The organism is Arenibacter palladensis (assembly GCF_900129275.1).
GTDB classification, from domain to species: domain Bacteria; phylum Bacteroidota; class Bacteroidia; order Flavobacteriales; family Flavobacteriaceae; genus Arenibacter; species Arenibacter palladensis.
Genome location: NZ_FQUX01000005.1, coordinates 26,942 through 49,425, shown reverse-complemented (window position 1 = coordinate 49,425; position 22,484 = coordinate 26,942). Strand labels below are relative to the sequence as shown.

At 41.2% G+C, this 22,484-nt stretch carries 13 protein-coding genes; 12 read left to right on the top strand and 1 reads right to left on the bottom strand.

Going from position 1 to position 22,484, the window contains the following annotated elements:
• Positions 1-3: 3 nt before the first annotated feature.
• The 4 genes from BUA60_RS14345 to BUA60_RS14330 all read left to right on the top strand — a co-directional run bounded on the left by BUA60_RS14345 (position 4) and on the right by BUA60_RS14330 (position 5,301).
• On the top strand, positions 4-1,317 hold the full coding sequence (locus tag BUA60_RS14345; RefSeq protein ID WP_072862837.1) for a quinol:cytochrome C oxidoreductase: 1,314 nt from the start codon (positions 4-6) through the stop codon (positions 1,315-1,317).
• A 34-nt stretch (positions 1,318-1,351) separates the two neighbouring features.
• Positions 1,352-2,410: a cytochrome c oxidase subunit II gene (locus BUA60_RS14340; RefSeq protein WP_072862835.1), complete on the top strand. Its 1,059-nt coding sequence runs from the start codon at positions 1,352-1,354 to the stop codon at positions 2,408-2,410.
• 46 nt (positions 2,411-2,456) lie between these two features.
• Entirely contained in the window at positions 2,457-4,277 is a 1,821-nt protein-coding gene (locus BUA60_RS14335) for a cytochrome c oxidase subunit I (RefSeq protein ID WP_072862834.1), read from the top strand.
• 199 nt (positions 4,278-4,476) lie between these two features.
• Positions 4,477-5,301: a GIN domain-containing protein gene (locus BUA60_RS14330; protein ID WP_178347005.1), complete on the top strand. Its 825-nt coding sequence runs from the start codon at positions 4,477-4,479 to the stop codon at positions 5,299-5,301.
• On the opposite strand, the gene BUA60_RS14325 is transcribed toward BUA60_RS14330, so the two are convergent.
• Complete coding sequence (locus BUA60_RS14325; protein WP_084532610.1) at positions 5,298-7,562, bottom strand: acyl-CoA dehydrogenase family protein; 2,265 nt, start codon at positions 7,560-7,562, stop codon at positions 5,298-5,300. The genes BUA60_RS14330 and BUA60_RS14325 overlap by 4 nt on opposite strands.
• Positions 7,563-7,822: 260 nt before the next feature.
• Here BUA60_RS14325 and ruvB point away from each other — a divergent pair, with 260 nt between their 5' ends.
• The 8 genes from ruvB to BUA60_RS14285 all read left to right on the top strand — a co-directional run bounded on the left by ruvB (position 7,823) and on the right by BUA60_RS14285 (position 22,378).
• A complete protein-coding gene (gene ruvB, locus BUA60_RS14320) occupies positions 7,823-8,845 on the top strand; it encodes a Holliday junction branch migration DNA helicase RuvB (protein WP_072862830.1) in 1,023 nt (340 codons plus the stop codon).
• Positions 8,846-8,903: 58 nt separating this feature from the next.
• Positions 8,904-10,226: a cytochrome P450 gene (locus BUA60_RS14315; protein ID WP_245802557.1), complete on the top strand. Its 1,323-nt coding sequence runs from the start codon at positions 8,904-8,906 to the stop codon at positions 10,224-10,226.
• A 5-nt stretch (positions 10,227-10,231) separates the two neighbouring features.
• Positions 10,232-11,152 (top strand): tRNA epoxyqueuosine(34) reductase QueG, encoded by a 921-nt coding sequence (gene queG / locus BUA60_RS14310; protein WP_072862826.1) that lies wholly within the window; start codon positions 10,232-10,234, stop codon positions 11,150-11,152.
• Positions 11,153-11,360: 208 nt separating this feature from the next.
• A complete protein-coding gene (locus BUA60_RS14305) occupies positions 11,361-13,655 on the top strand; it encodes an NADP-dependent malic enzyme (RefSeq protein ID WP_072862824.1) in 2,295 nt (764 codons plus the stop codon).
• Between the two features lie 57 nt (positions 13,656-13,712).
• Positions 13,713-14,294: a Holliday junction branch migration protein RuvA gene (gene ruvA / locus BUA60_RS14300; RefSeq protein WP_072862822.1), complete on the top strand. Its 582-nt coding sequence runs from the start codon at positions 13,713-13,715 to the stop codon at positions 14,292-14,294.
• A 5-nt stretch (positions 14,295-14,299) separates the two neighbouring features.
• Positions 14,300-21,481: a T9SS outer membrane translocon Sov/SprA gene (gene sov, locus BUA60_RS14295; RefSeq protein ID WP_072862820.1), complete on the top strand. Its 7,182-nt coding sequence runs from the start codon at positions 14,300-14,302 to the stop codon at positions 21,479-21,481.
• Positions 21,482-21,603: 122 nt separating this feature from the next.
• A complete protein-coding gene (gene gcvH / locus BUA60_RS14290) occupies positions 21,604-21,984 on the top strand; it encodes a glycine cleavage system protein GcvH (protein WP_072862818.1) in 381 nt (126 codons plus the stop codon).
• A gap of 37 nt (positions 21,985-22,021) precedes the next feature.
• Entirely contained in the window at positions 22,022-22,378 is a 357-nt protein-coding gene (locus BUA60_RS14285; protein WP_178347004.1) for a VanZ family protein, read from the top strand.
• Positions 22,379-22,484 lie beyond the last annotated feature (106 nt).

Here is a 22,484-nt window from a genome sequence, read left to right as displayed (position 1 = left end):
AATATGTACACTTTTTCAAATAGATTAAAAATTGCTTCCTTCATTTTAATGGCTGTGGGCGTTTTGGGAATTGGTATCGGTTTTATGGCTGCACCAAGCACTGTAGAAGAGGCAAAGGCAATTGTTGCCGGACACGGAGACGGTCATGGGGATGCCCATGCGGTTACGGAAGGTCATGGTGATGAGATGGGACATGGTGAGGCACATGATGCGTCTCATGATGAACATTTATTGCACCAATTACAGAACAAACCATGGGCAGCATTATATGTAGCAGCTTTTTTCTTTTTCATGATAGCTTTGGGAGTATTGGCTTTTTACGCTATTCAGCGTGCAGCACAAGCTGGTTGGTCACCATTGCTTTTTAGGGTAATGGAAGGCATTACAGCTTATTTGGTGCCAGGTGGTATCATTGTATTTGTAATATTGGCCTTGTCCGTAGCCCATATGAATCATTTGTTCGTGTGGATGGATCCAGAAGTGGTTGCGCATGACAAATTATTGCAGGGGAAAGCAGGTTTCCTTAATGGAACATTCTTTTTGATAAGAGCGGCAGTCTTCTTGGGAGGTTGGATCCTTTATAGGGAGTATTCCCGTAAGTTGTCCTTGGCCCAGGATGAATCCAGCGTTGACTCTAATTTTAAACTGAACTTTAGGATTTCTGCGGCATTTTTGGTTTTCTACTTAATATCTGAGTCCATGATGTCTTGGGATTGGATCATGAGCGTGGACCCTCATTGGTTTAGCACCTTGTTCGGATGGTATATCTTTGCAAGTATGTTTGTATCCGGTATTACCGTAATTGCAATGGTAACAATTTATCTTAAATCTAGGGGGTATTTGCCAGATGTTAACGATAGCCATATTCACGATTTAGCTAAATTTATGTTCGGTATCAGTATTTTCTGGACGTATTTATGGTTCTCTCAATTTATGTTGATTTGGTATTCCAATATTCCTGAAGAGGTAACCTATTATGTTACTAGGATAGCGGATTTCAACTTACCATTTTTCGGAATGGTGGCTATGAACTTTTTGTTCCCGGTACTTCTGCTTATGAACAGCGATTTTAAAAGGGTTAACTGGTTTGTTATCATGACCGGGATAGTAATTTTGGCCGGACACTATTTGGATATTTTTAACGCCATAATGCCAGCTACCGTTGGGGATCAGTGGTTCATCGGTATCCCTGAGATTGGGTCTATTTTGTTCTTTGCAGGATTGTTTATCTTTTTTGTATTCAGGGCATTGACCAAGGCTCCGTTGCAGCCAAAGCGCAATCCGTTTATAGAAGAGAGTAAGCATTTTCATTATTAGTATTTAGTATATAAGTATAATTTCAAATCATACGATGACTCCATTATTGACCATAGTTGTTTTAGTATTAGTGGCAATTGCAATCTGGCAAATGACCAAGATATTCGAATTGTCACAAATTAGAGCTAGCAATTCCCAAGTAGCCAGTGAAACGGATAATAAATACAATGGGTATTTGATGTTCGCTTTTTTGATTTTCCTTTATGGAATTACCATCTTCAGCTTCTGGAAATATTCTAAAGTGCTTTTGCCCGAAGCTGCTTCCGAGCATGGTGGTGGTTACGATTCTTTGATGGCGTTGTCTTTTGTTATTATTTTTATAGTACAAACTTTGACCCAGTTTCTATTGCACTACTTCGCATACAAGTATAGGGGAGATAGGGAAAGAAAGGCTTTGTTCTATGCCGATAACGACCGTTTGGAGTTCATATGGACCATTATTCCTGTAATAGTATTGGCAGGCTTAATTTTGTGGGGTTTATATGCGTGGACCAATATTATGGATATCAATGATGAGGACGATCCTTTGACTATCGAGCTATATGCCCAACAGTTTAACTGGACGGCAAGATATGCGGGTAATGATAATGTTTTGGGTGATGCTAACGTTAGAATGATAGATATTGACAATGCCAATATTCTTGGGTTGGACAACGCAGATCCAAATGCGGCCGATGATATTATTGTTAAGGAATTGCATTTGCCAGTAGGGCGCAAGGTTAATTTTAAAATGCGTTCGCAAGATGTGTTGCATTCTGCTTATATGCCTCATTTTAGGGCTCAGATGAACTGTGTACCTGGAATGATCACGCAATTCTCCTTTACCCCTACCATTACCACTGCGGAAATGAGACAAAATCCTGATGTTGTGGATAAGGTAAAACGTGTAAATGGAATCAGGGCTGAAAAGGCTGCTAAAGGAATGGATAATACAGATCCTTGGGAATTTGATTACATTCTATTATGTAACAAGATATGTGGGAAATCCCATTACAATATGCAAATGAAAATTATTGTTGAAACTGAGGAGGAATATAATGCTTGGATAGCAAGTCAGCAGACTTTTGGAAAGTCAATGGCTTCCGCACAATAATTTTAGTCTTAAATAATAACTTTATAAAAAATTTAAAAATAGAACTATGTCTGTAACAGCTCACGCACACGTAGAAGACCATTCAGATGACCACGGACATCATCACAAAGAAACCTTTGTGACGAAGTATATTTTTAGTCAAGATCATAAAATGATTTCCAAGCAGTATTTAATTACTGGACTAATAATGGGATTCATAGGTATTATGATGTCACTGTTGTTTAGAATGCAGTTGGCATGGCCAGGGGAAGCTTTCCCTATTTTTGAAGCCATCTTGGGCAAATGGGCACCTGGAGGGGTAATGGATGCAGATGTTTATTTGGCATTGGTAACCATTCACGGTACTATCATGGTATTCTTTGTTTTAACGGCAGGTTTAAGTGGTACCTTCAGTAACTTGTTGATTCCACTTCAAATTGGGGCTAGGGATATGGCTTCAGGGTTCTTGAACATGGTTTCGTACTGGTTGTTCTTTGTATCCAGTGTAATTATGGTTATTTCGCTTTTTGTTGAAGCTGGACCTGCTGCAGCTGGATGGACGGTATACCCACCACTTAGTGCACTCCCAATGGCGCAACCTGGTTCCGGTATGGGTATGACACTTTGGTTGGTAGCTATGGCAATATTTATAGCATCTTCCTTATTGGGGTCATTGAACTATATTGTTACCGTAATTAATCTTAGGACCAAGGGAATGTCTATGACCAGACTTCCTCTTACTATATGGGCATTTTTCGTAACCGCTATTATAGGTGTGATTTCTTTCCCAGTGTTATTATCAGCTGCCCTGCTTTTGATAATGGATAGAAGCTTTGGGACTTCCTTCTTCTTGTCGGATATTTTTATCCAAGGGGAGGTATTACATTATCAAGGTGGTTCTCCGGTATTGTATGAGCATTTATTCTGGTTTTTAGGACACCCAGAGGTGTATATCGTTATCTTGCCTGCAATGGGTATGGTATCGGAAATTATGGCGGTAAACTCCCGTAAACCTATTTTTGGATATAGGGCAATGATCGCCTCCATTTTGGCAATTGCATTCTTGTCCACAATTGTATGGGGTCACCATATGTTTATTTCCGGAATGAATCCTTTCTTAGGTTCCGTGTTTACATTTACAACATTATTGATTGCAATTCCATCTGCGGTAAAGGCCTTTAACTGGATAACTACCTTGTGGAAAGGTAACCTTCAGTTAAACCCTGGAATGCTATTTTCTATAGGAATGGTTTCCACCTTTATTTCCGGTGGATTAACTGGAATTATTCTTGGTGATAGTACCTTGGACATTAATGTGCACGATACGTACTTTGTTGTGGCCCACTTCCACTTGGTAATGGGTATATCGGCATTATACGGACTGTTTGCAGGTGTTTATCATTGGTTCCCTAAAATGTTCGGTAAAATGATGAATAAGAACTTGGGTTACGTGCATTTTTGGATCACGGCCGTCTGTTCTTATGGAGTTTTCTTCCCGATGCATTTTGTTGGTATGGCCGGTGTACCTCGTAGGTATTACGAGAATACAGCTTTTCCAATGTTTGATGACTTAACCGATATCCAGGTTTTAATGACGGTGTTTGCCCTTATTGCTGCCGGAGCTCAATTAATATTTGCCTTCAATTTTATTAGAAGTATCTTCTACGGAAATAAGGCCGTTCAGAATCCATGGAAATCTACCAGCTTGGAGTGGACTACACCAGTAGAACATATCCACGGTAACTGGCCTGGAGCAATTCCTGAAGTACACAGGTGGCCATATGATTATAGCAAAACCGATGATAATGGGGAATATATAATTCCAGGACAGGATTATGTACCTCAAACTATGCCGCTTTACGAGGGCGAGGAGGAGCTACAGCATTAAAGATAGAAAAACAACAAATTTTAAAAGTCCATCCCTAAGATGGACTTTTTTTGTACCTTCCATTTACATATGTGTAATTTAAGGAACCTTTAAGGGTTGTGCACCATATGAAATAATTGCAAATTTGTGAAGATCCAATTTCAAGGGATATCGCAGATTTTTTAGATAAAGACCTATTATGTATTATAAATCATTAGAAGTGAGACACATACTTTTATTTATAACCTTATTGGTTGGTTGTATGGTCTATTCCCAACGCAAACCCAAAATTAAGGGCAATAGAAATGTGATAGAGGTGAGGGAGTCCCTGGCACCTTTTAATGCCATTCAATTAGATGATGATCTTGATATCAACCTTCAGGCTGCCACCAGCGGGGAATATATTATAGAAGCGGACGATAATTTAATCGATATTCTAAAATTTAAGGTGGAGAATGAAACGCTTATCGTTAGTTCCTATTATAGGGTAACTTCCAAGAAGAAGCTCAACATTACCGTCAATTTTAATGAATTGTTCCTAATCAATGCCAATGAGGGAAATATTGTGATTAAGAATAGGTTTTCTACCGAGTTCCTAGAGGTGAATACTAGGGGTTCGGCGAGAGTGGAAATAGATGTGGATGCCGATGCCATGGAAATTACAATGAACGATAATAGTAGAGGCAATTTTAAGGTAGACAGTGATACCTTAAATATTCGCCTGGCCGAGAAATCGGATTTAAGATTGTTTGGGGTTATGGAAAGTACGGTTTTGGATATGCAACGAAATGCCAAGGCCGATTTGGAAGGTTTTACCGATATATTTCAATTTCATTTACTGGATAATTCCGACCTTAAGGCAAAAAGATTGGAAGCCAATTCGGTCCAGGCAAATTTGGAAGGCAGCTCTTCTGCAGAAGTCTTGTCAACGTCCACTGTGGACCTTAATTCCAAAGGGTCGTCCAAAACCTATGTATTTGGTGACAGCAAAATTAATCTATTGGAATTCCTGGATACTTCAGAGCTTTATCGGCGCAAGAATTAACGACTAATTGGCGCAGTTAAACAATGATCCGGAATGCCAAAACCATCTACCAGAACTTCAATATGTGGTCTAAACTCGGTGCTTAAACGCTCCACACGCTGTCGTATGGCTTTGGATTTGGTACCTCCCAAATAACCCTGTTCCAAATACCATGAGGCATCTTCCCTAATTTCGGACAAGGCAAAGAGGCATCCAAGTTTTTCAAAGAGTTGCTGGTTTTTCTTGTCTTCAATTGTTGCTGTAAATTCTAAATAGGTATTGTAGGCCAGTTCACAACTGTAGGCTTTTCCCAAGGCTATTAAATGGGTTTGTACTTTTAAGAAGGCCTGATAGGTAGGGATCCCTTTCTTGATATAGTTCCTAATGCGCATAGCCGCCGAATAGGTTAACCTTCTTGTTCTGTAGTCGAAGGCATGTTGATGGAACTTAGGGTTGTATAAATGCTCCTTATCTACCTTATTGGCATATATAGGATTTATGGTGACCAACTTATCGCTTATTTGGGTGCCTAACAGTTTAAATACAGCCGAAAATCCTGCGCTGTTGAATTCAGTGTTGAAGTCGGACATAATTCCTTTGGCGGCCAATTGCAATAGCACGGTGTTGTCGCCTTCAAAGGTGGTAAATATATCCACATCGGCCTTTAGGTCGGCAATTCTATTTTCTAAAAGGTAACCCTTTCCTCCACAAGCTTCACGACATTCCTGTATGGTTTCGTTGGCGAACCATGTTATTATTGCCTTCAAGCCAGCTACCTGGGTCTCTATTTTTCGTTTGTCCGTTATGCTGTCATCACTATAGATGCTCATCATAGAATCCAATGTTACCTGGTATACATAAGATTTGGCAATGGCGGGGGTAAGCCTTAGTTGGTGCGAAGGGTAATCCATGATCAAATCCTCTTGGATTTTCAGGTTATCATTGAATTGCCTTCTTTGTAGTGCGTATTTCACGGCAATGGCTAGGGCCATCTTTGCTCCGCTTAATGCCCCTTTGGCCACGCAAATTCGTCCACCGACCAGGGTGCCGAGCATGGTGAAAAAGCGTTTATTTGGATTTTTTATGTCGGAATAATACGTACCATCAGGTTTTATGTCCCCATATTTATTCAATAGGTTTTCCCGTGGTACCTTAACTTGGTCGAACCATATTTTGCCATTGTCTACACCGTTGAGCCCTAATTTGTAGCCATTGTCCTCAATGCGCACGCCTGGCATAAGCCGATTTTCACTGTCCCTTAAAGGCACTAAAATAGCATGTACCCCATGATTTTTTCCATCAACGATGAGTTGGGCAAATACTGAGGCCATTGTACCGTGCAGTGCGTTTCCTATATATTCCTTGTTGTCGTTCTTTCCTGGGGTATGGATGGTAATATTGTCCTGTTCCTTGTTGTAGGTAGCGGTTGTCTTTATGCCCCTTACGTTGGATCCATGCCCAGTTTCGGTCATGGCAAAACATCCAAGTAATTCGGCTTTCCCAACAGCGGTCAAATAACGGTCATGGTGCTTTTTTGTTCCCAACTTCTGAATACTACCCCCAAAAAGCCCAAATTGAACCCCAAACTTTACAGTGAGGCTGCCGTCTACGTACATCAGGTTTTCAAAAATGGTGGCGTATAAAGACATATTTCCAGTTCCTCCGTAGGCATCCGGGTAGGCCATGGCACCATATCCTGCCTCGGCCAAATACTGCACTTGGGTAAGTACCTTCTCTCTAAACTCCTCCTTGTTCTTTATTATTTCCCAAGAAAAAATGGATTTACTTAGGATGCCCCTAAATTTATCTATTTCCCTGTGGTAAGTACCTTTTAGGATTTGGTCTATTTCAGCAGGGTCGTAGAAATGGGACGTTTTTTCTTGTACCACCTCCACCTCGAACAAATGATGGTAATGATTGGGCTGTATCCCTAGGTTTATTTCAATGGCCGATAGATTCTCATTGAATATATGCTCCGAACCATTTTGTGATATTAATTTCTTGCTAAAAGAAGTTAAGGGGTGGTTGTCTCCTTCCACCAATTTGATGCCAGAATTGGAAATGGCCCTTTGCCAAGATTTTATTTCCGTATCCAAAGGTGGCTGTGCGGTGTTGAGCCAAGCGTTTAATGTTTTTCTGTCTTTTTCGGAAAGGTTTTGGTCCTCGTCGATTATCTTTTTTACAACGGCAATCTCTGAAATGGTCAAAAGATCATCGGACCACATAACAAAAAAGAACGGTATATACTGCAGAATACTGGGTGGAAATGTTGTCTTTATCATAATATGAATTTACATTATTTTTTTAGTAAAACCAGTATTTCAATGGCTGTGGGCGTGTATATTGGCCAAGTCCAATTTGGCTCCCTTTACTATGGGGGTTTCCCGTTCAATACTTCAAGTCTTGGTACAGGTAAATTTATTTAGGATTCTTGTTCTATTGAACAAAAAAAAGTGAATCACAATTAAAAGGAAGGAATGTCCATGTCCTTAAAATGGTTTGATGGAAAAACTATTCCAATTTCCATTATCTTTGTTGGAGTATGAATGAGAACCTAGATCCTACAGCCAGTAATTTTTCTAACGAGGAATTCGATATAGAAAGGGCGTTGCGCCCCATTTCCTTTGACGATTTTACCGGGCAGGAACAAGTATTGGAAAACCTAAAAATATTTGTTCAGGCAGCTAATTTAAGGGGTGAAGCCCTAGACCACACCTTGTTCCATGGTCCTCCAGGTCTTGGTAAGACTACTTTGGCCCACATCCTGGCCAATGAATTGGGGGTTGGTATCAAAATGACTTCGGGTCCTGTGCTGGACAAACCAGGGGATTTGGCCGGCCTACTCACCAACCTGGACGAAAGGGATGTTTTGTTCATTGATGAGATACACCGATTGAGTCCGGTAGTGGAGGAATATTTATATTCTGCCATGGAGGATTATAAGATAGACATAATGATAGAATCGGGTCCCAATGCCCGATCGGTGCAGATTAATTTAAACCCCTTTACTTTGATTGGGGCCACAACCCGTTCTGGTTTGTTAACTGCTCCTATGAGGGCGCGTTTTGGCATTCAGAGCAGATTACAATATTATTCCACGGAACTGCTATCTACCATAGTGGAACGTAGCGCTGAGATTTTAAAGACTCCGATTACACAACAGGCCGCCATTGAAATAGCCGGTAGAAGTAGGGGTACCCCCAGAATATGCAATGCCTTGTTAAGAAGGGTAAGGGACTTTGCCCAAATAAAAGGGAATGGAAAGATCGATATTGAAATCTCACAGTTTGGACTGAAGGCTTTAAATGTTGATGCCCATGGTTTGGATGAAATGGACAACAAGATATTGACGACCATTATAGACAAGTTTAAAGGAGGTCCTGTGGGGATTACAACTTTGGCTACCGCGGTCTCTGAAAGTGCAGAAACCATAGAGGAAGTTTATGAACCTTTCTTGATTCAACAAGGATTTATCATGAGGACTCCAAGAGGTAGGGAGGTTACCGAACTTGCTTATAGGCACTTGGGAAGGATAAAGGGCAATATCCAAGGAGGTCTTTTTTGATGCTGTTATCACCAAGGATTACTGTTGCAAAAAACCCAACCTCTTATAAATAATCAATTTGAAGTTAGTATCGAGATTTCGAGTCTTAAAAAATGCTAGGAGAATTTTAAAGAATCCTTTGCCCTTTCATCATGAAAATTTTGAGGCATATGGGGATTGTTTTAAAGTGCAATTAAGTTCCAAGGAAATAGTCCTTTTTACCAGAAGCCCGGGACTAATAAAGCATATTCTTCAAAAACAACATAGGAAATACGAAAAGTCCACTTTGCAAACAGTAGATTTGGCCAGATACGTTGGTCATGGAATTTTAACTTCCAGTGGTGAGCATTGGCGCACACAAAGAAGAATGGTGCAGCCTGCATTTCACAAGAAAAAACTCCAAAATTTAATGGGGGTCATGAGGGAGGCCATACTTCTGGAACTGGATCGATTGGAACCTGGCCAGGAAAAGGACATTTTTCCGCTCATGGGCGATCTCGCATTTCAGGTTGTTGCCAAATCCCTTTTTAGTAGTTCCGACATTCGCGAAAGGATGTCGCGACTCCAACACATTACCGAGGCCAATCAGCGCATGTTGATCAAGGAAATGCGACAGCCTTATCTAAAATGGTGGTATAGACTCAGTGGTAAAATTGATAAGCACTTGAAAATGGCCAAGGAAGGCAAGATGCTACTTTTGGATATTATTGAAGAACGGAGAAGATCTGGATTGGAAAAAGATGATTTGTTGGATATGCTCCTAAAGGCGCAATATGAGGACGGTTCACCTATGCCGGATGGGCAATTGTTGGATGAAGTGTTGATCCTTTTTACAGCCGGTCATGAGACCACCGCCAACGCTCTTAGCTTTACCTTGTTTCTGTTGGCCAAAAATCCAATAATTCAAGATCAGGTTTATAAGGAAGTGTCCAGGGTAAATCTGGGGGCTAGCACTGTTGATTTGATGCAAGGAGTAATGCAGCTTCAATTGGTTAAGCAATGTCTGGAAGAGGCGCTAAGACTATACCCGCCGGCTTATATAATAGATAGGGTGGCCATTGAAGATGATACCTTTGAGGATATTTCGTTGCCAAAGGGCACCATGGTGCTCATGTCTATATACGAATTACATCGCTATGGCCGTTTTTGGAATAGGCCACTGGAATTCGACCCCGGTAGATTTAAGGAAGGGGAGAAAAAGGATTACGGGGATTATTATTATCCATTCGGGGCCGGTCCCAGAATGTGTGTGGGCAATAATTTTGCCATGTATGAAATGATTATTGCCATAGCGGAAATTGTGAAGAAATATAATATATCCAGTACTTTGGAAAACATAGGGATCAATCCTTTGATTTCACTTAAGCCAAAGAGCGTACCTTTACTGTTTACCGAAAGATAATTTTTTTGAAGAACATTCATAAACATACCCAGCTTATCAAGGCCGAAGCCAAACGCCTCGGGTTTTTGTCCTGTGGTATTTCCAAAGCCCAATTTTTGGAGGAGGAAGCTCCTAGGCTGGAAAAGTGGCTTAACAAAAATATGCATGGGGAAATGGGGTATATGGAAAACCATTTCGATAAGCGTTTAGATCCTACTAAACTGGTAGAAGGTTCAAAATCGGTCATTTCCCTTCTTCTGAATTACTTTCCGGGGGAGGTCCAAGAAGAAAACACCTTTAAGGTCTCCAAATATGCCTACGGACAGGATTACCACCATGTAATTAAATCAAAGCTTAAAGAACTTCAAAATTTTATCTCGGAAGAGATTGGAGAAGTAAACGGGAGGGCTTTTGTAGATTCGGCACCTGTCCTGGATAAAGCCTGGGCAGCAAAGAGCGGATTGGGTTGGATAGGAAAACACAGTAATCTGCTGACGCAGCAAGTGGGGTCTTTTTATTTTATAGCGGAATTGATAGTGGACCTGGAATTGGAGTATGACCATAGGGTGACGGATCACTGCGGTACCTGCACGGCCTGTATCGACTCCTGTCCCACACAAGCCATTATAGAGCCTTACGTGGTGGATGGTAGCAAGTGTATTTCTTACCTCACCATTGAATTGAAAAATGAGATTCCTTCGGAATTTAAAGGAAAAATGGATGATTGGATGTTTGGTTGTGATGTTTGCCAGGATGTATGCCCCTGGAACCGCTTCTCCCAATCGCATCGCGAACCTTTGTTCCATCCCCATCCCGAATTACTTTCTATGACTAAAAAGGATTGGGAAGAAATTACGGAGGATGTTTTTAAGAAGGTGTTCCAGAAATCAGCCGTGAAGCGCACCAAATTCTCCGGTTTAAAACGGAATATTGAGTTTTTGAAGTAGGGATTAAGTTTTATATTTTGTCGGATCTTATCGTTTTCCAAAACTATCCATTCCCTAGTAATGCCTTCCTGGCCTTTTGGCCTGGGTGTGGTTGGGAGTTTTGTAAATTGAAATACACTACCCCCTTTCAAAACTATAATAGAATCCTTTTTTAAATCCCAATAATTTAAAGAATACTGTTAACTTTGTTTTTTTAATACCACACTATATGAGCAAGCAAAAGACAAGAAGGGAAGCACTGGTGTATCACGCCAAACCACAACCTGGGAAGATAAAAATAGTTCCAACTAAGCCCTATGCAACCCAAAGGGATCTGGGGCTTGCTTATTCGCCCGGTGTGGCCGAGCCCTGTCTTGAAATTGCCAAGAACAAGGATAATGTTTATAAGTACACGGCCAAAGGAAATATAGTGGCCGTAATATCCAATGGAACTGCGGTGCTGGGATTGGGAGATATAGGTCCCGAAGCTTCAAAACCGGTGATGGAAGGTAAGTGCCTCTTATTTAAGATTTTCGCTGATATAGACGGAATAGATATTGAGCTGGACACCACCGATGTGGAAAAGTTCATAGAAACCGTTAAGATAATTGCCCCAACATTTGGAGGTATAAATTTGGAGGACATAAAGGCTCCTGAAGCTTTCGAAATTGAAAGACGTTTAAAAGAAGAGCTGGATATTCCGGTAATGCACGACGATCAACACGGAACGGCTATTATATCGGCCGCGGCCCTTTTAAACGCTTTAGTGCTTACCAATAAAAAAATTGGTGATGTCCGTATAGTAGTAAGCGGGGCAGGTGCGGCTGCTGTTTCCTGTACCCGACTGTACAAGGCCTTTGGAGCAAAGGACAAAAATATAGTAATGTTGGATAGCAAAGGGGTTATCCGCAGGGATAGGGAGAACCTGTCTTCAGAGAAATTGGAGTTTGCTACCGACAGAAAGATCGATACCTTGGAAGAGGCTATGAAAGACGCCGATGTTTTTATTGGTCTTTCGGTGAAAGATATCGTTTCTGCGGAAATGCTCTTGTCCATGGCCAAAGATCCTATAGTATTTGCTATGGCCAATCCAGATCCGGAAATAGATTATAACCTGGCCATAAAAACTAGAAAGGATATCATCATGGCCACGGGTAGGTCCGACCATCCTAATCAAGTGAACAACGTCTTGGGATTCCCTTTTATTTTTAGGGGCGCATTGGATGTTAGGGCTACCAAGATAAACGAGGCTATGAAAATGGCTGCGGTTAAGGCTTTGGCTGAGCTTACCAAGGAGCCAGTTCCGGAACAGGTGAATATCGCCTACGGACAAACAAGGTTGACCTTTGGGCGAGATTATATAATTCCAAAACCCTTTGATCCCAGATTGATTTCTGAGATTCCACCCGCAGTGGCAAAGGCGGCCATGGAAAGTGGCGTGGCCAAAATGCCTATTGATGATTGGGATAAGTATAGGGAGGAACTATTGCAACGCTCCGGGAACGATAATAAAATAGTTCGTTTGCTGCACGATCGTGCCAGAATGAACCCTAAAAAAATAGTTTACGCGGAGGCAGATCATTTGGACGTCCTAAAAGCAGCTCAAATTGCCTATGAAGAAGGGTTGGCAACGCCAATATTATTGGGGAATAAAGCAATTATTGCGGAATTGATGAAGGAACTGGAATTCGATGCCGATATTCTCGTCATAGATTCCCATGCCGACGAAGCCAATGATAAAAGAAATCATTATGCCTCCAAATATTTTGAAAATAGGCAGCGCAGTGGGGTAAGTCTGTTCGGTGCCCGTGCAAAGATGCGGGAGCGCAACTATTTTGCGGCCATGATGGTATTGGAAGGAGACGCGGATGGCATGATTTCCGGATATTCCAGGGCGTACCCAACCGTGGTGAAACCGGTATTCGAGGTAATAGGCAGGGCCGCCAATGTTAAGAAAGTGTCTACCGTAAATATTATGATTACCGAAAGGGGGCCATTGTTTTTGGCCGATACTTCCATCAATATTGATCCCAGTGCCGAGGAAATCGCGGAAATTGCAAAGATGACCGCCAATGTAGCGGTAACATTTGGCTTTAACCCGGTCATGGCCCTATTGTCCTATGCCAATTTTGGATCTTCTACACATCCACGTGCTACCAAAGTAAAGGAGGCCGTAAAAATATTGCATGCCTCCAATCCTGAACTGGTAGTGGATGGGGAATTGCAAATCGACTTTGCGTTGAACAAAGAATTGCACCAGGGTAAATTCCCCTTTTCCAAATTGTCCGGTAAAAAGGTAAATACCCTTATTTTTCCAAACTTGGAGTCGGCCAACATTACCTATAAGCTCCTCAAGGAACTCAACCAAGCGGATTCCATTGGTCCTATTATGGTAGGTTTAAGACGTTCCGTACACATTCTTCAATTAGGGGCCAGTGTAGACGAGATGGTCAATATGACCGCTGTGGCCGTTATTGACGCCCAGGAAAGGGAGAAGCGAAAATTGGCAAGAACACAAAAATAAATAGTTTAAATAATTCTAGTTTCAAGATACCTTGAAACATGAAACCAGCAATAGCCAATGATTACCCATTTAAAAGGAAAACTTGTAGAAAAAAATCCCACCCATATTGTAATTGAATGTGCCGGAGTGGGATATTTTGTAAATATTTCGTTACACACGTTTTCAAAAATTGGGGATTCGGAAAGCATTCAACTGTACACCCATTTACAGGTAAAGGAAGATTCACATACTTTGTTCGGCTTCTTCGAGAAGTCCGAAAGGGAAATATTTAGATTGCTTTTATCCGTATCCGGAATAGGATCCAGTACGGCCAGAACCATGTTGTCCTCCCTGTCCCCGGCACAAATAAGGGATGCCATTGCAACGGGAGATGTGCCCACTATCCAAGGAATAAAGGGTATCGGTGCCAAAACGGCCCAGAGGGTAATTCTGGACCTAAAGGACAAGGTTTTAAAAGTCTACGATATTGATGAACTTTCCGTCCCATCAAACAATACAAATAAAGATGAAGCGTTATCTGCATTAGAGGTTCTTGGTTTTGTCCGCAAGCAAGCTGAAAAGGTTGTGGATAAAGTAGTTGCCCAAGACCCTGGACTAAGCGTAGAGGACATTATAAAATTTGCGCTTAAAAATTTATAACAAGTTTGAAAAAAGGGGCAAAATTTTATCTTAAATCATCATTTAAGCTTACTATCCTGCTATTTATTTTCTTGGGCACCATGGGTACTTCCCTAGCTCAGGAGGTAGAAGGGGAAGATGCCATTGAGCAGGAAGTGGATTCGCTAAAAACTGGTGTTGCTCTGGGGAAACTGAAAATGGAAAACCCGGACAGCATAGTTTCAAAATATACTTATGACCCCAATCTGGACAGATATATCTACACGGTAAGTGTTGGGGATTTTGATATCAATTATCCCGTTATCCTTACCCCGGACCAATATTTGGAGCTTGTGCGCCGCGAGGGTATGAAGTCCTATTTTAAGGAGAAAATCGATGCTTTTTCCGGTAAAAAGGAGGGTAGTGATGCGGCCCGTAAAAATTTACTTCCCAATTTCTATGTAAATAACAGCTTTTTTGAAAGTGTCTTTGGAGGTAATACCATTGAAGTGATTCCGCAAGGATCGGTGGCGATGGATCTTGGGGTAATCTGGCAAAAAAACGACAATCCATCCCTGTCCCCGCGTAACCGAACCAATCTTTCCTTTGATTTTGACCAACGGATAAGCTTAAGTATGTTGGGAAAAATTGGGGAGCGACTACAGGTAACTGCCAATTATGATACTGAAGCTACCTTTGATTTTCAGAATTTGGTCAAGTTGGACTACACGCCATCTGAGGACGATATACTTCAGAAGATCGAAGTAGGTAATGTTAGTATGCCTCTTAATAGCTCCTTAATAACAGGGGCACAGAGCCTTTTTGGGGTAAAGACCGAACTGCAATTTGGGAAGACCAGGGTTACTGCCGTGTTTTCGGAACAAAGATCCCAGAGCAATACTGTAGTGGCACAAGGGGGAGGTACGGTGAACGACTTCGAGCTTAGGGCCCAGGATTATGATGCCGATAAACACTTTTTCTTGGCACATTATTTTAGGGATAATTATGATGCTGCACTTGTTAACTATCCATATATAAGGAGCCAGGTCCAGATTACAAGGTTGGAAGTATGGATTACCAATAGGAGCCAGCAAACTGTGAATATTAGAAACGTTGTTGCGATCCAGGATTTGGGGGAGGTACAACCAGAAAAGACAAGGATAGGGCAGATCAATGGAGATCCGGCTGGATTCTTTAATAGTTCCGCTGCCGGTAATTTGCCGAGGAACGGTGCCAATGATTTTGATCCTCTCCAAATTGGGTCTGGAGGAGCCCTTACAAGTAGTATTCGCGATATAGCTACTGTTCAATCGGGTTTTAATGTGCCCGGGTATACCGTTAATCAGGGGTTTGATTATGCTATTTTGGAGAATGCCAGAAAACTGGAGCAGGGTAGGGACTTTACCTTTAATTCCCAATTGGGATACATATCCCTAAACCAAAGGTTGAGCAATGATGAAGTTTTGGGGGTCGCCTTTCAATATACTTATAATGGGGAAGTCTATCAGGTGGGAGAGTTTGCCAATGGAGGTGTGGATGCTACAACGGTATCGGCAGGAGCAGAAATACCTGTAAACAACAATACCCTGATCCTTAAATTGTTAAAAAGTAATATTACCAATGTTGTAGATCCTATATGGGATCTAATGATGAAGAATATATACGCTACTGGCGCTTACCAATTGAGTCAGGAGGATTTTAAGTTGAACATATTATATGCGGAAACCACTCCGAGAAATTATATTACCCCGGTAGAATCAGGTGTCGGTTCCGGATGGCCATCTACCCCCAAACCGTTGGAAGATAGGATATTGTTGGATGTTTTTAATTTGGATAGGCTAAATGCCTATAATGATCTACAAAGCGGAGGGGATGGATTTTTCGATTATGTGGAAGGCATTACAATAAACTCTCAAACGGGGAGCATCATATTTACAAAAGTTGAACCTTTTGGGGAATATTTATTTAACCTTCTGGGTGGTGGTACCTATGACGTGGACAATGATCAAGGTTATAACGCCAATCAACAGAAGTACGTCTTTAGGAATATGTACTCGCTTCCAACGGCGGCCGCCCAACAGGACGCGGATAAGAATAGGTTTATTCTAAAAGGTACTTATAAATCTCAGGGGACCAATGGGATACCTATTGGGGCATTCAATGTTCCGCAGGGATCCGTAAGGGTTACGGCCGGAGGTAGGCAGTTGCAGGAAGGCATAGATTACACTGTAAATTATCAGTCGGGAACGGTGCAGATTTTGGACCCAAGTTTGGAGGCTTCCAATACGCCCATCAATATTTCTGTGGAGAACAATGCGGTTTTTGGACAGCAGACCAGACGTTTTACCGGTGTAAATGTGGAGCATCAATTCAACAAAAATTTTGTGCTTGGAGGTACTTTGCTCAATTTGAATGAAAAACCCTTGACGCAGAAATCCAATTATGGAATAGAGCCAGTAAACAATACAATATTCGGCCTCAACAGTAATTTTTCCACTGAGGTGCCATTTTTGACCAGATTGGTCAATAAATTGCCAAATATAGATACGGATGTTCCTTCCAACTTGTCTGTTCGTGGGGAAGTTGCCTTTTTAAGTCCAAGTTCTCCCAAGAATGCGGATTTTGAAGGAGAAACCACCACCTATTTGGACGATTTTGAAGGAGCACAATCGCTTATCGATATCCGTTCGTTTCTTGGCTGGTCCATGGCGAGTCCGCCCGTGGAATTTACGACCACGACTAATAGTTTGGAGTCTGGATTTGGCAGGGCAAAAATGGCTTGGTATACCGTAGATCCCATTTTTTATTCCAATCAGCGGCCTACCGCGTTGAGTGATGATGATATTTCCACAAACGAAACCAGAAGAATTTATATACAGGATGTTTTTAATCAGGATGTTGCCCAAGGGCAGACTTTGGCCCAAAATACTTTGGACATAGCTTATTACCCTGATATGAAAGGTCCCTACAATGCAAATCCAAATTTTACTACGGAACAGCCGCAGGATAAATGGGCAGGGATAATGAGATCCTTGAGCAGTACCAATTTTGAGCAGTCCAACGTGGAGTACGTTCAGTTTTGGGTACTGGATCCCTATGTGGATGGTATAGCAACAAGTGCTGGGGATCTAGTGATCAACCTAGGTAATATTTCCGAGGATATTTTGCCTGATGGAAGGAAGCAATATGAAAATGGTTTGCCAGTAGATCCCGTATCCAATGATCTTACCTATAAAACGAATTGGGGAAAGGTTCCGGCAACCCAATCTTTGATATATGCCTTTGACGCAGATGAGAATAACAGAGGTTTACAGGATATTGGTTTTGATGGTCTAACCGATGCAGAGGAGGCTACTTATACCTTTGAGGGCGGAATTACCTATAATGGTCCGGCGGAAGATCCTGCATTGGATAATTACGAGTACTTTTTGAACAGAGAAGGTAGTATTTTGGAAAGATATCTTAACTACAATAACCCCGATGGGAACTCTCCGGTACAATTGACCAATTCGGACAGGGGATCCACAACTTTGCCCGATGTAGAGGATATAGACAGGGACGGAACCATGAATACGGTAAATAGTTATTACGAATACCGTATTAATATTAAACCAGGGACTACTGTTAATGACAAGTATGTAACGGATATTAAGGAAGGGGTTACCAGGTCTTTGCCCAACGGTAATACCTTGAACGAACGATGGATACAGTACAAGATACCTTTATCCGATTTTACGGATGCCGTAGGCGGTATAAGCGATTTTAGGTCTATAAGTTTTATGCGGATGTACCTAACAGGGTTTTCAAGTAATGTGGTATTGCGTTTTGCTACCTTGGACCTAGTGCGCGGGGATTGGCGTACATATGCCAAATCTTTGCAACCGGATGTAGATGGGGATCCTACCGATGATGGTACCTTGGTGGATGTTAATGCTGTAAACATAGAGGAAAATGCTGCACGAACCCCAATACCTTATGTTTTGCCTCCTGGTGTACAACGTGAAAGGCTGAACAACAATAATACTATTATAAGGCAGAATGAACAATCCTTGTCATTTGTAGTGGAGAACTTGGAACCTCAGGATTCCAGAGGGGTCTTTAAAAATTTGGATATTGATGTAAGGCAATATAAAAGCTTAAAGATGTTTATGCATGCCGAAGAGATTGTAGATTCGGATTATGCCAATGACGAAACACCCTTGGTTGGGTTTATTAGGATAGGTTCGGATTTTACCCAGAATTATTATCAAATAGAATTGCCTTTACAGCTAACGCCTCACGGAGCAAGTTCGGAAAGCGAGATATGGCCGGATGTAAATGAACTGGACCTTTCTTTGGATGATCTGTCCAAAGTAAAATCTGCCGGAATAGCTGCCCAGACCCTTAGCACCATCAATTATTATGAAATAGACAATGGTGAGGTTGTCCAGGTAAATGAATTTGATCCACGAACACTAGGTAAAGTGCGTATTGGTATCCGTGGAAATCCGTCTTTGGGAGCTATCCGGAGTATGATGGTGGGTGTTAAGAACGATGACGACCTTCCGGCTAGGGGAGAGGTGTGGTTTAATGAATTGCGCCTATCGGGATTGGATAATAACGGGGGATGGGCCGCTATTGCTGCCATGGATATGAATATGGCAGATTTCGCCAATGTATCCGCCACTGGTAGCAAAAGTACTTCTGGGTTCGGGGCTATAGATCAGATGCCCAATGAACGGGCACGTGAAGATGCCATTTCCTATGATGTGGTCACCAATGTGAATATTGGTCAATTGTTCCCAAAAAAGTGGGGTCTGCAATTACCTTTTAATTATGGTATTTCGGAACAGTTGATTACCCCAGAATTTGATCCAGTCTATGACGATCTAAAATTGGAAGATCGCATTGCAGCTGCAGAAACACCAGAGGATGCCGAGGCAATAAGACAGCAGGCTGAAGATTATACCAAAAGGACCAGTATAAATTTTATTGGGGTAAGAAAGGATAGGGGCGAAGAGGCGGAGGCCAATTTTTATGACATTGAGAACTTCACTTTTAATTATTCCTATAACGAAGTAAACCATAGGGATTTTGAGATCGATGAGCTAAGGGATCAGAATGTGGTAACAGGTTTTGTTTATAACCATAATTTTAAACCTCTACCCGTAGAACCATTTGCCAAGAAGGATTCCCTGTTTACCGGGAAATATTGGAAGTGGCTAAAAGAATTAAATCTAAATGTTCTGCCTGCCAGTGTTTCGTTGCAATCCAATATTAACAGATCATTTAATCAACAAAAGTTTAGGGATGTTTTTGAACCTGGGGTGGAGAAGTTGGAACTACCTTTTCTACAGCAAAGGAATTATCTTTTCAATTGGCAATATGCCATCAACTATAGTCTAACAAAATCCTTGCGATTAAACCTTACCGCTTCCAACAACAATATTGTAAGGAATTATTTTTCGGAAGAGGGTAATCCGGATTCGGAAATAGATCAGGCTTTGGGATTGTGGGACGGATTTTTCGATCTTGGGGAGCCCAATAGGCATTCCCAGGAAATGCAATTGAATTATGAATTGCCTTTGAACAAAATTCCTGCTTTCGATTTTATTAATGCCCAATACACCTATACCAGTAATTTTGACTGGCAAAGGGGAGGGGATGCATTGAACGAAGTGGCCGGAGAGGATATTAACACGGTACAGAATGCCAGTACACATAATTTAACGGCCTCCTTGACCATGCAAAAGTTCTATGATTTCCTTGGTTTAGGTAGGAAGGATACCAAAGGCGCAGTTGCAAAACCAACTCGTTTGGATAAGGCGGGCAACCCGGCATCCAATGAAGATGCCAAAAATGATAAAAAAGCTGGTGGGTCTGGCTACAATGCATTTATAGATGTACTTACCATGGTAAAACGCGTCAACGTAACCTATAGTCAGAACAGTGGTAAGGTATTGCCAGGTTATACCAGGTCTGTAGGTTTTATTGGTACAGCAAAGCCGACCATAGGATTTGTTTTTGGTAGTCAGGCCGATGTTAGGTATGAGGCGGCCAGAAACGGATGGCTGACCACCTTCCCGGAATTTAACCAACAATATATTCAGAATACCAATAAACAGTTAAATATAACGGCAACGGCGCAACCTACTAGGGATTTAACAATAGACCTTGTGGCCGATAGACAAATGTCCGAAAGTTACCAAGAGACTTTTAATGTAGAGGATTTGGGTAATGACACATTTGAATATGTGAACCTTCTAGGGAACAACTACGGTAATTTTAGTATTTCCACTTTAATGATCGGTACTGTTTTTAATAAGAGTGATGAATTTAGTTCGGACAGTTTTCAAACCTTTAAGGACAATAGGATTACAATAGCCAATAGGATTGTTACCGAAAGAAACCATGACACCGGTGAGGTGGATGATGACGGTTTTCCAGAAAGATATGGTAAGACTAGTCAAGATGTTCTGCTGCCTGCTTTTTTTGCCGCTTATACAGGTAAGGACCCCAATAAGGTGAGTTTGGATGCTTTTAGAAGTATTCCCATTCCCAATTGGAACATTAAATATACCGGATTAATGCGTAATCCTTGGTTTAAGAAGAAATTTAAACGTTTTTCCCTTAGTCACGGCTATAGGGCGGCATACAGTATAAATTCGTTTCAAACCAATTTAACGCGTACTCAGTTGCTCAATGAGGGTATGGAGCCTATAAACTCTGAAAACCAGGATTTTTTACCGGTCAATATTATGAACAACGTGGTGCTTACGGATCAGTTTAACCCATTGATGAGAGTGGATTTTGAAATGCAGAACTCCCTCAGTATACTTGCCGAGATCAGAACGGACAGGGCATTGTCCTTAAGTTTTGATAATAGTTTAATGACAGAGATCAATGGCAAGGAATATACCGTTGGACTTGGGTATCGTTTTAAGGATGTAAAGTTTGTAACCAATATAGGTGGTGAGCAACAGCGTTTAAAAGGGGATTTGAATCTAAAGGCGGACGTTACCCTTAGGGATAATATCACCATAATAAGAAACTTGGACATAGATAACAATCAAATTACTTCCGGACAAAATTTAATGTCCATAAAATTTGTGGCCGATTATGCTTTGAGCAAGAGTTTGAACGCATTGTTTTTTTACGATCATTCCTTTTCCAAATTTGCAGTATCCACTGCTTTTCCCCAAACTTCTATAAATACTGGATTTACCTTGAGGTATAATTTTGGAAACTAGTTTAAACAAGTAGGGGTTGTTGGTTAATGAATTTAATTTCCAAGTGGACCAAAAAGTTTAAATGAGTTTTTTGATTAACAAAAGATATTCTTTTACATTTGTTGCCTTAACAAATTTAGATAATGAATATACCTTCAGATTTAAAGTACACAAAAGACCATGAATGGGTCAGAATAGAAGGCGATACCGCTATAGTCGGGATTACTGATTTTGCCCAAGGGGAACTTGGTGATATCGTTTATGTGGAAGTGGAGACCTTGGACGAAACCTTGGACAAGGATGAGGTTTTTGGAACGGTTGAGGCCGTAAAGACGGTTTCCGATCTTTTTCTTCCCTTAAGCGGGGAAATTATAGCTTTTAATGAATCACTTGAAGATGAGCCGGAAAAGGTAAATACTGATCCTTATGGTGATGGTTGGATCATTAAAGTGAAAATTAGCGATTCTTCCGAAGTAGAAGGCTTACTTAGCGATGCGGAGTACAAAGAACTTGTAGGTGCTTAAAAAATATTTTTTTACAATCTTGTTTATAAGCTGGGTGGTGTTCATAACAACGCTCAGCTTATTTTCTTTTGAGGAAGATAGTGTGCCGTCCATTGAAATTCCACATTTTGACAAGTTGGTACATTTTTCTTTTTATTTTGTATTTACGGCTTTAGGTTGTTTTGCCTTTAGGGAAATGGACCGAAGAAATACTCCCTTGAAGAAAGCGATTGTGAAAATAGTTTTATACGCAGTTGTTTATGGTATAATTATTGAGGTGCTTCAAGGTGTGGCCACAAAAAATAGAGAGCCCGATTTGCTGGATGTTTTGGCAAATAGTTTGGGGGCATTGTTCGGAAGTTTTTCGGTAAAATACATTTTCTCGGGAAAAACTTCTTTAAAGTGGATGAAATAGTATTTTTTTGAGTAATTTGGGGTGTGTTCTAAGTAGAAAGGCGCAACCTGCTGGTTCTTAATGGAATGGATATTTGGAAATTGAGATACTTCCACTTAGTTGCGTT

Excerpts from the sequence above, each read along its gene's own strand:
- BUA60_RS14345 (WP_072862837.1), top strand. The coding sequence starts at position 4 with ATGTACACTTTTTCAAATAGATTAAAAATTGCTTCCTTCATTTTAATG.
- BUA60_RS14340 (WP_072862835.1), top strand. The coding sequence starts at position 1,352 with ATGACTCCATTATTGACCATAGTTGTTTTAGTATTAGTGGCAATTGCA.
- BUA60_RS14335 (WP_072862834.1), top strand. The coding sequence starts at position 2,457 with ATGTCTGTAACAGCTCACGCACACGTAGAAGACCATTCAGATGACCAC.
- BUA60_RS14325 (WP_084532610.1), bottom strand. The coding sequence starts at position 7,562 with ATGATAAAGACAACATTTCCACCCAGTATTCTGCAGTATATACCGTTC.
- ruvB (WP_072862830.1), top strand. The coding sequence starts at position 7,823 with ATGAATGAGAACCTAGATCCTACAGCCAGTAATTTTTCTAACGAGGAA.
- BUA60_RS14305 (WP_072862824.1), top strand. The coding sequence starts at position 11,361 with ATGAGCAAGCAAAAGACAAGAAGGGAAGCACTGGTGTATCACGCCAAA.
- ruvA (WP_072862822.1), top strand. The coding sequence starts at position 13,713 with ATGATTACCCATTTAAAAGGAAAACTTGTAGAAAAAAATCCCACCCAT.
- gcvH (WP_072862818.1), top strand. The coding sequence starts at position 21,604 with ATGAATATACCTTCAGATTTAAAGTACACAAAAGACCATGAATGGGTC.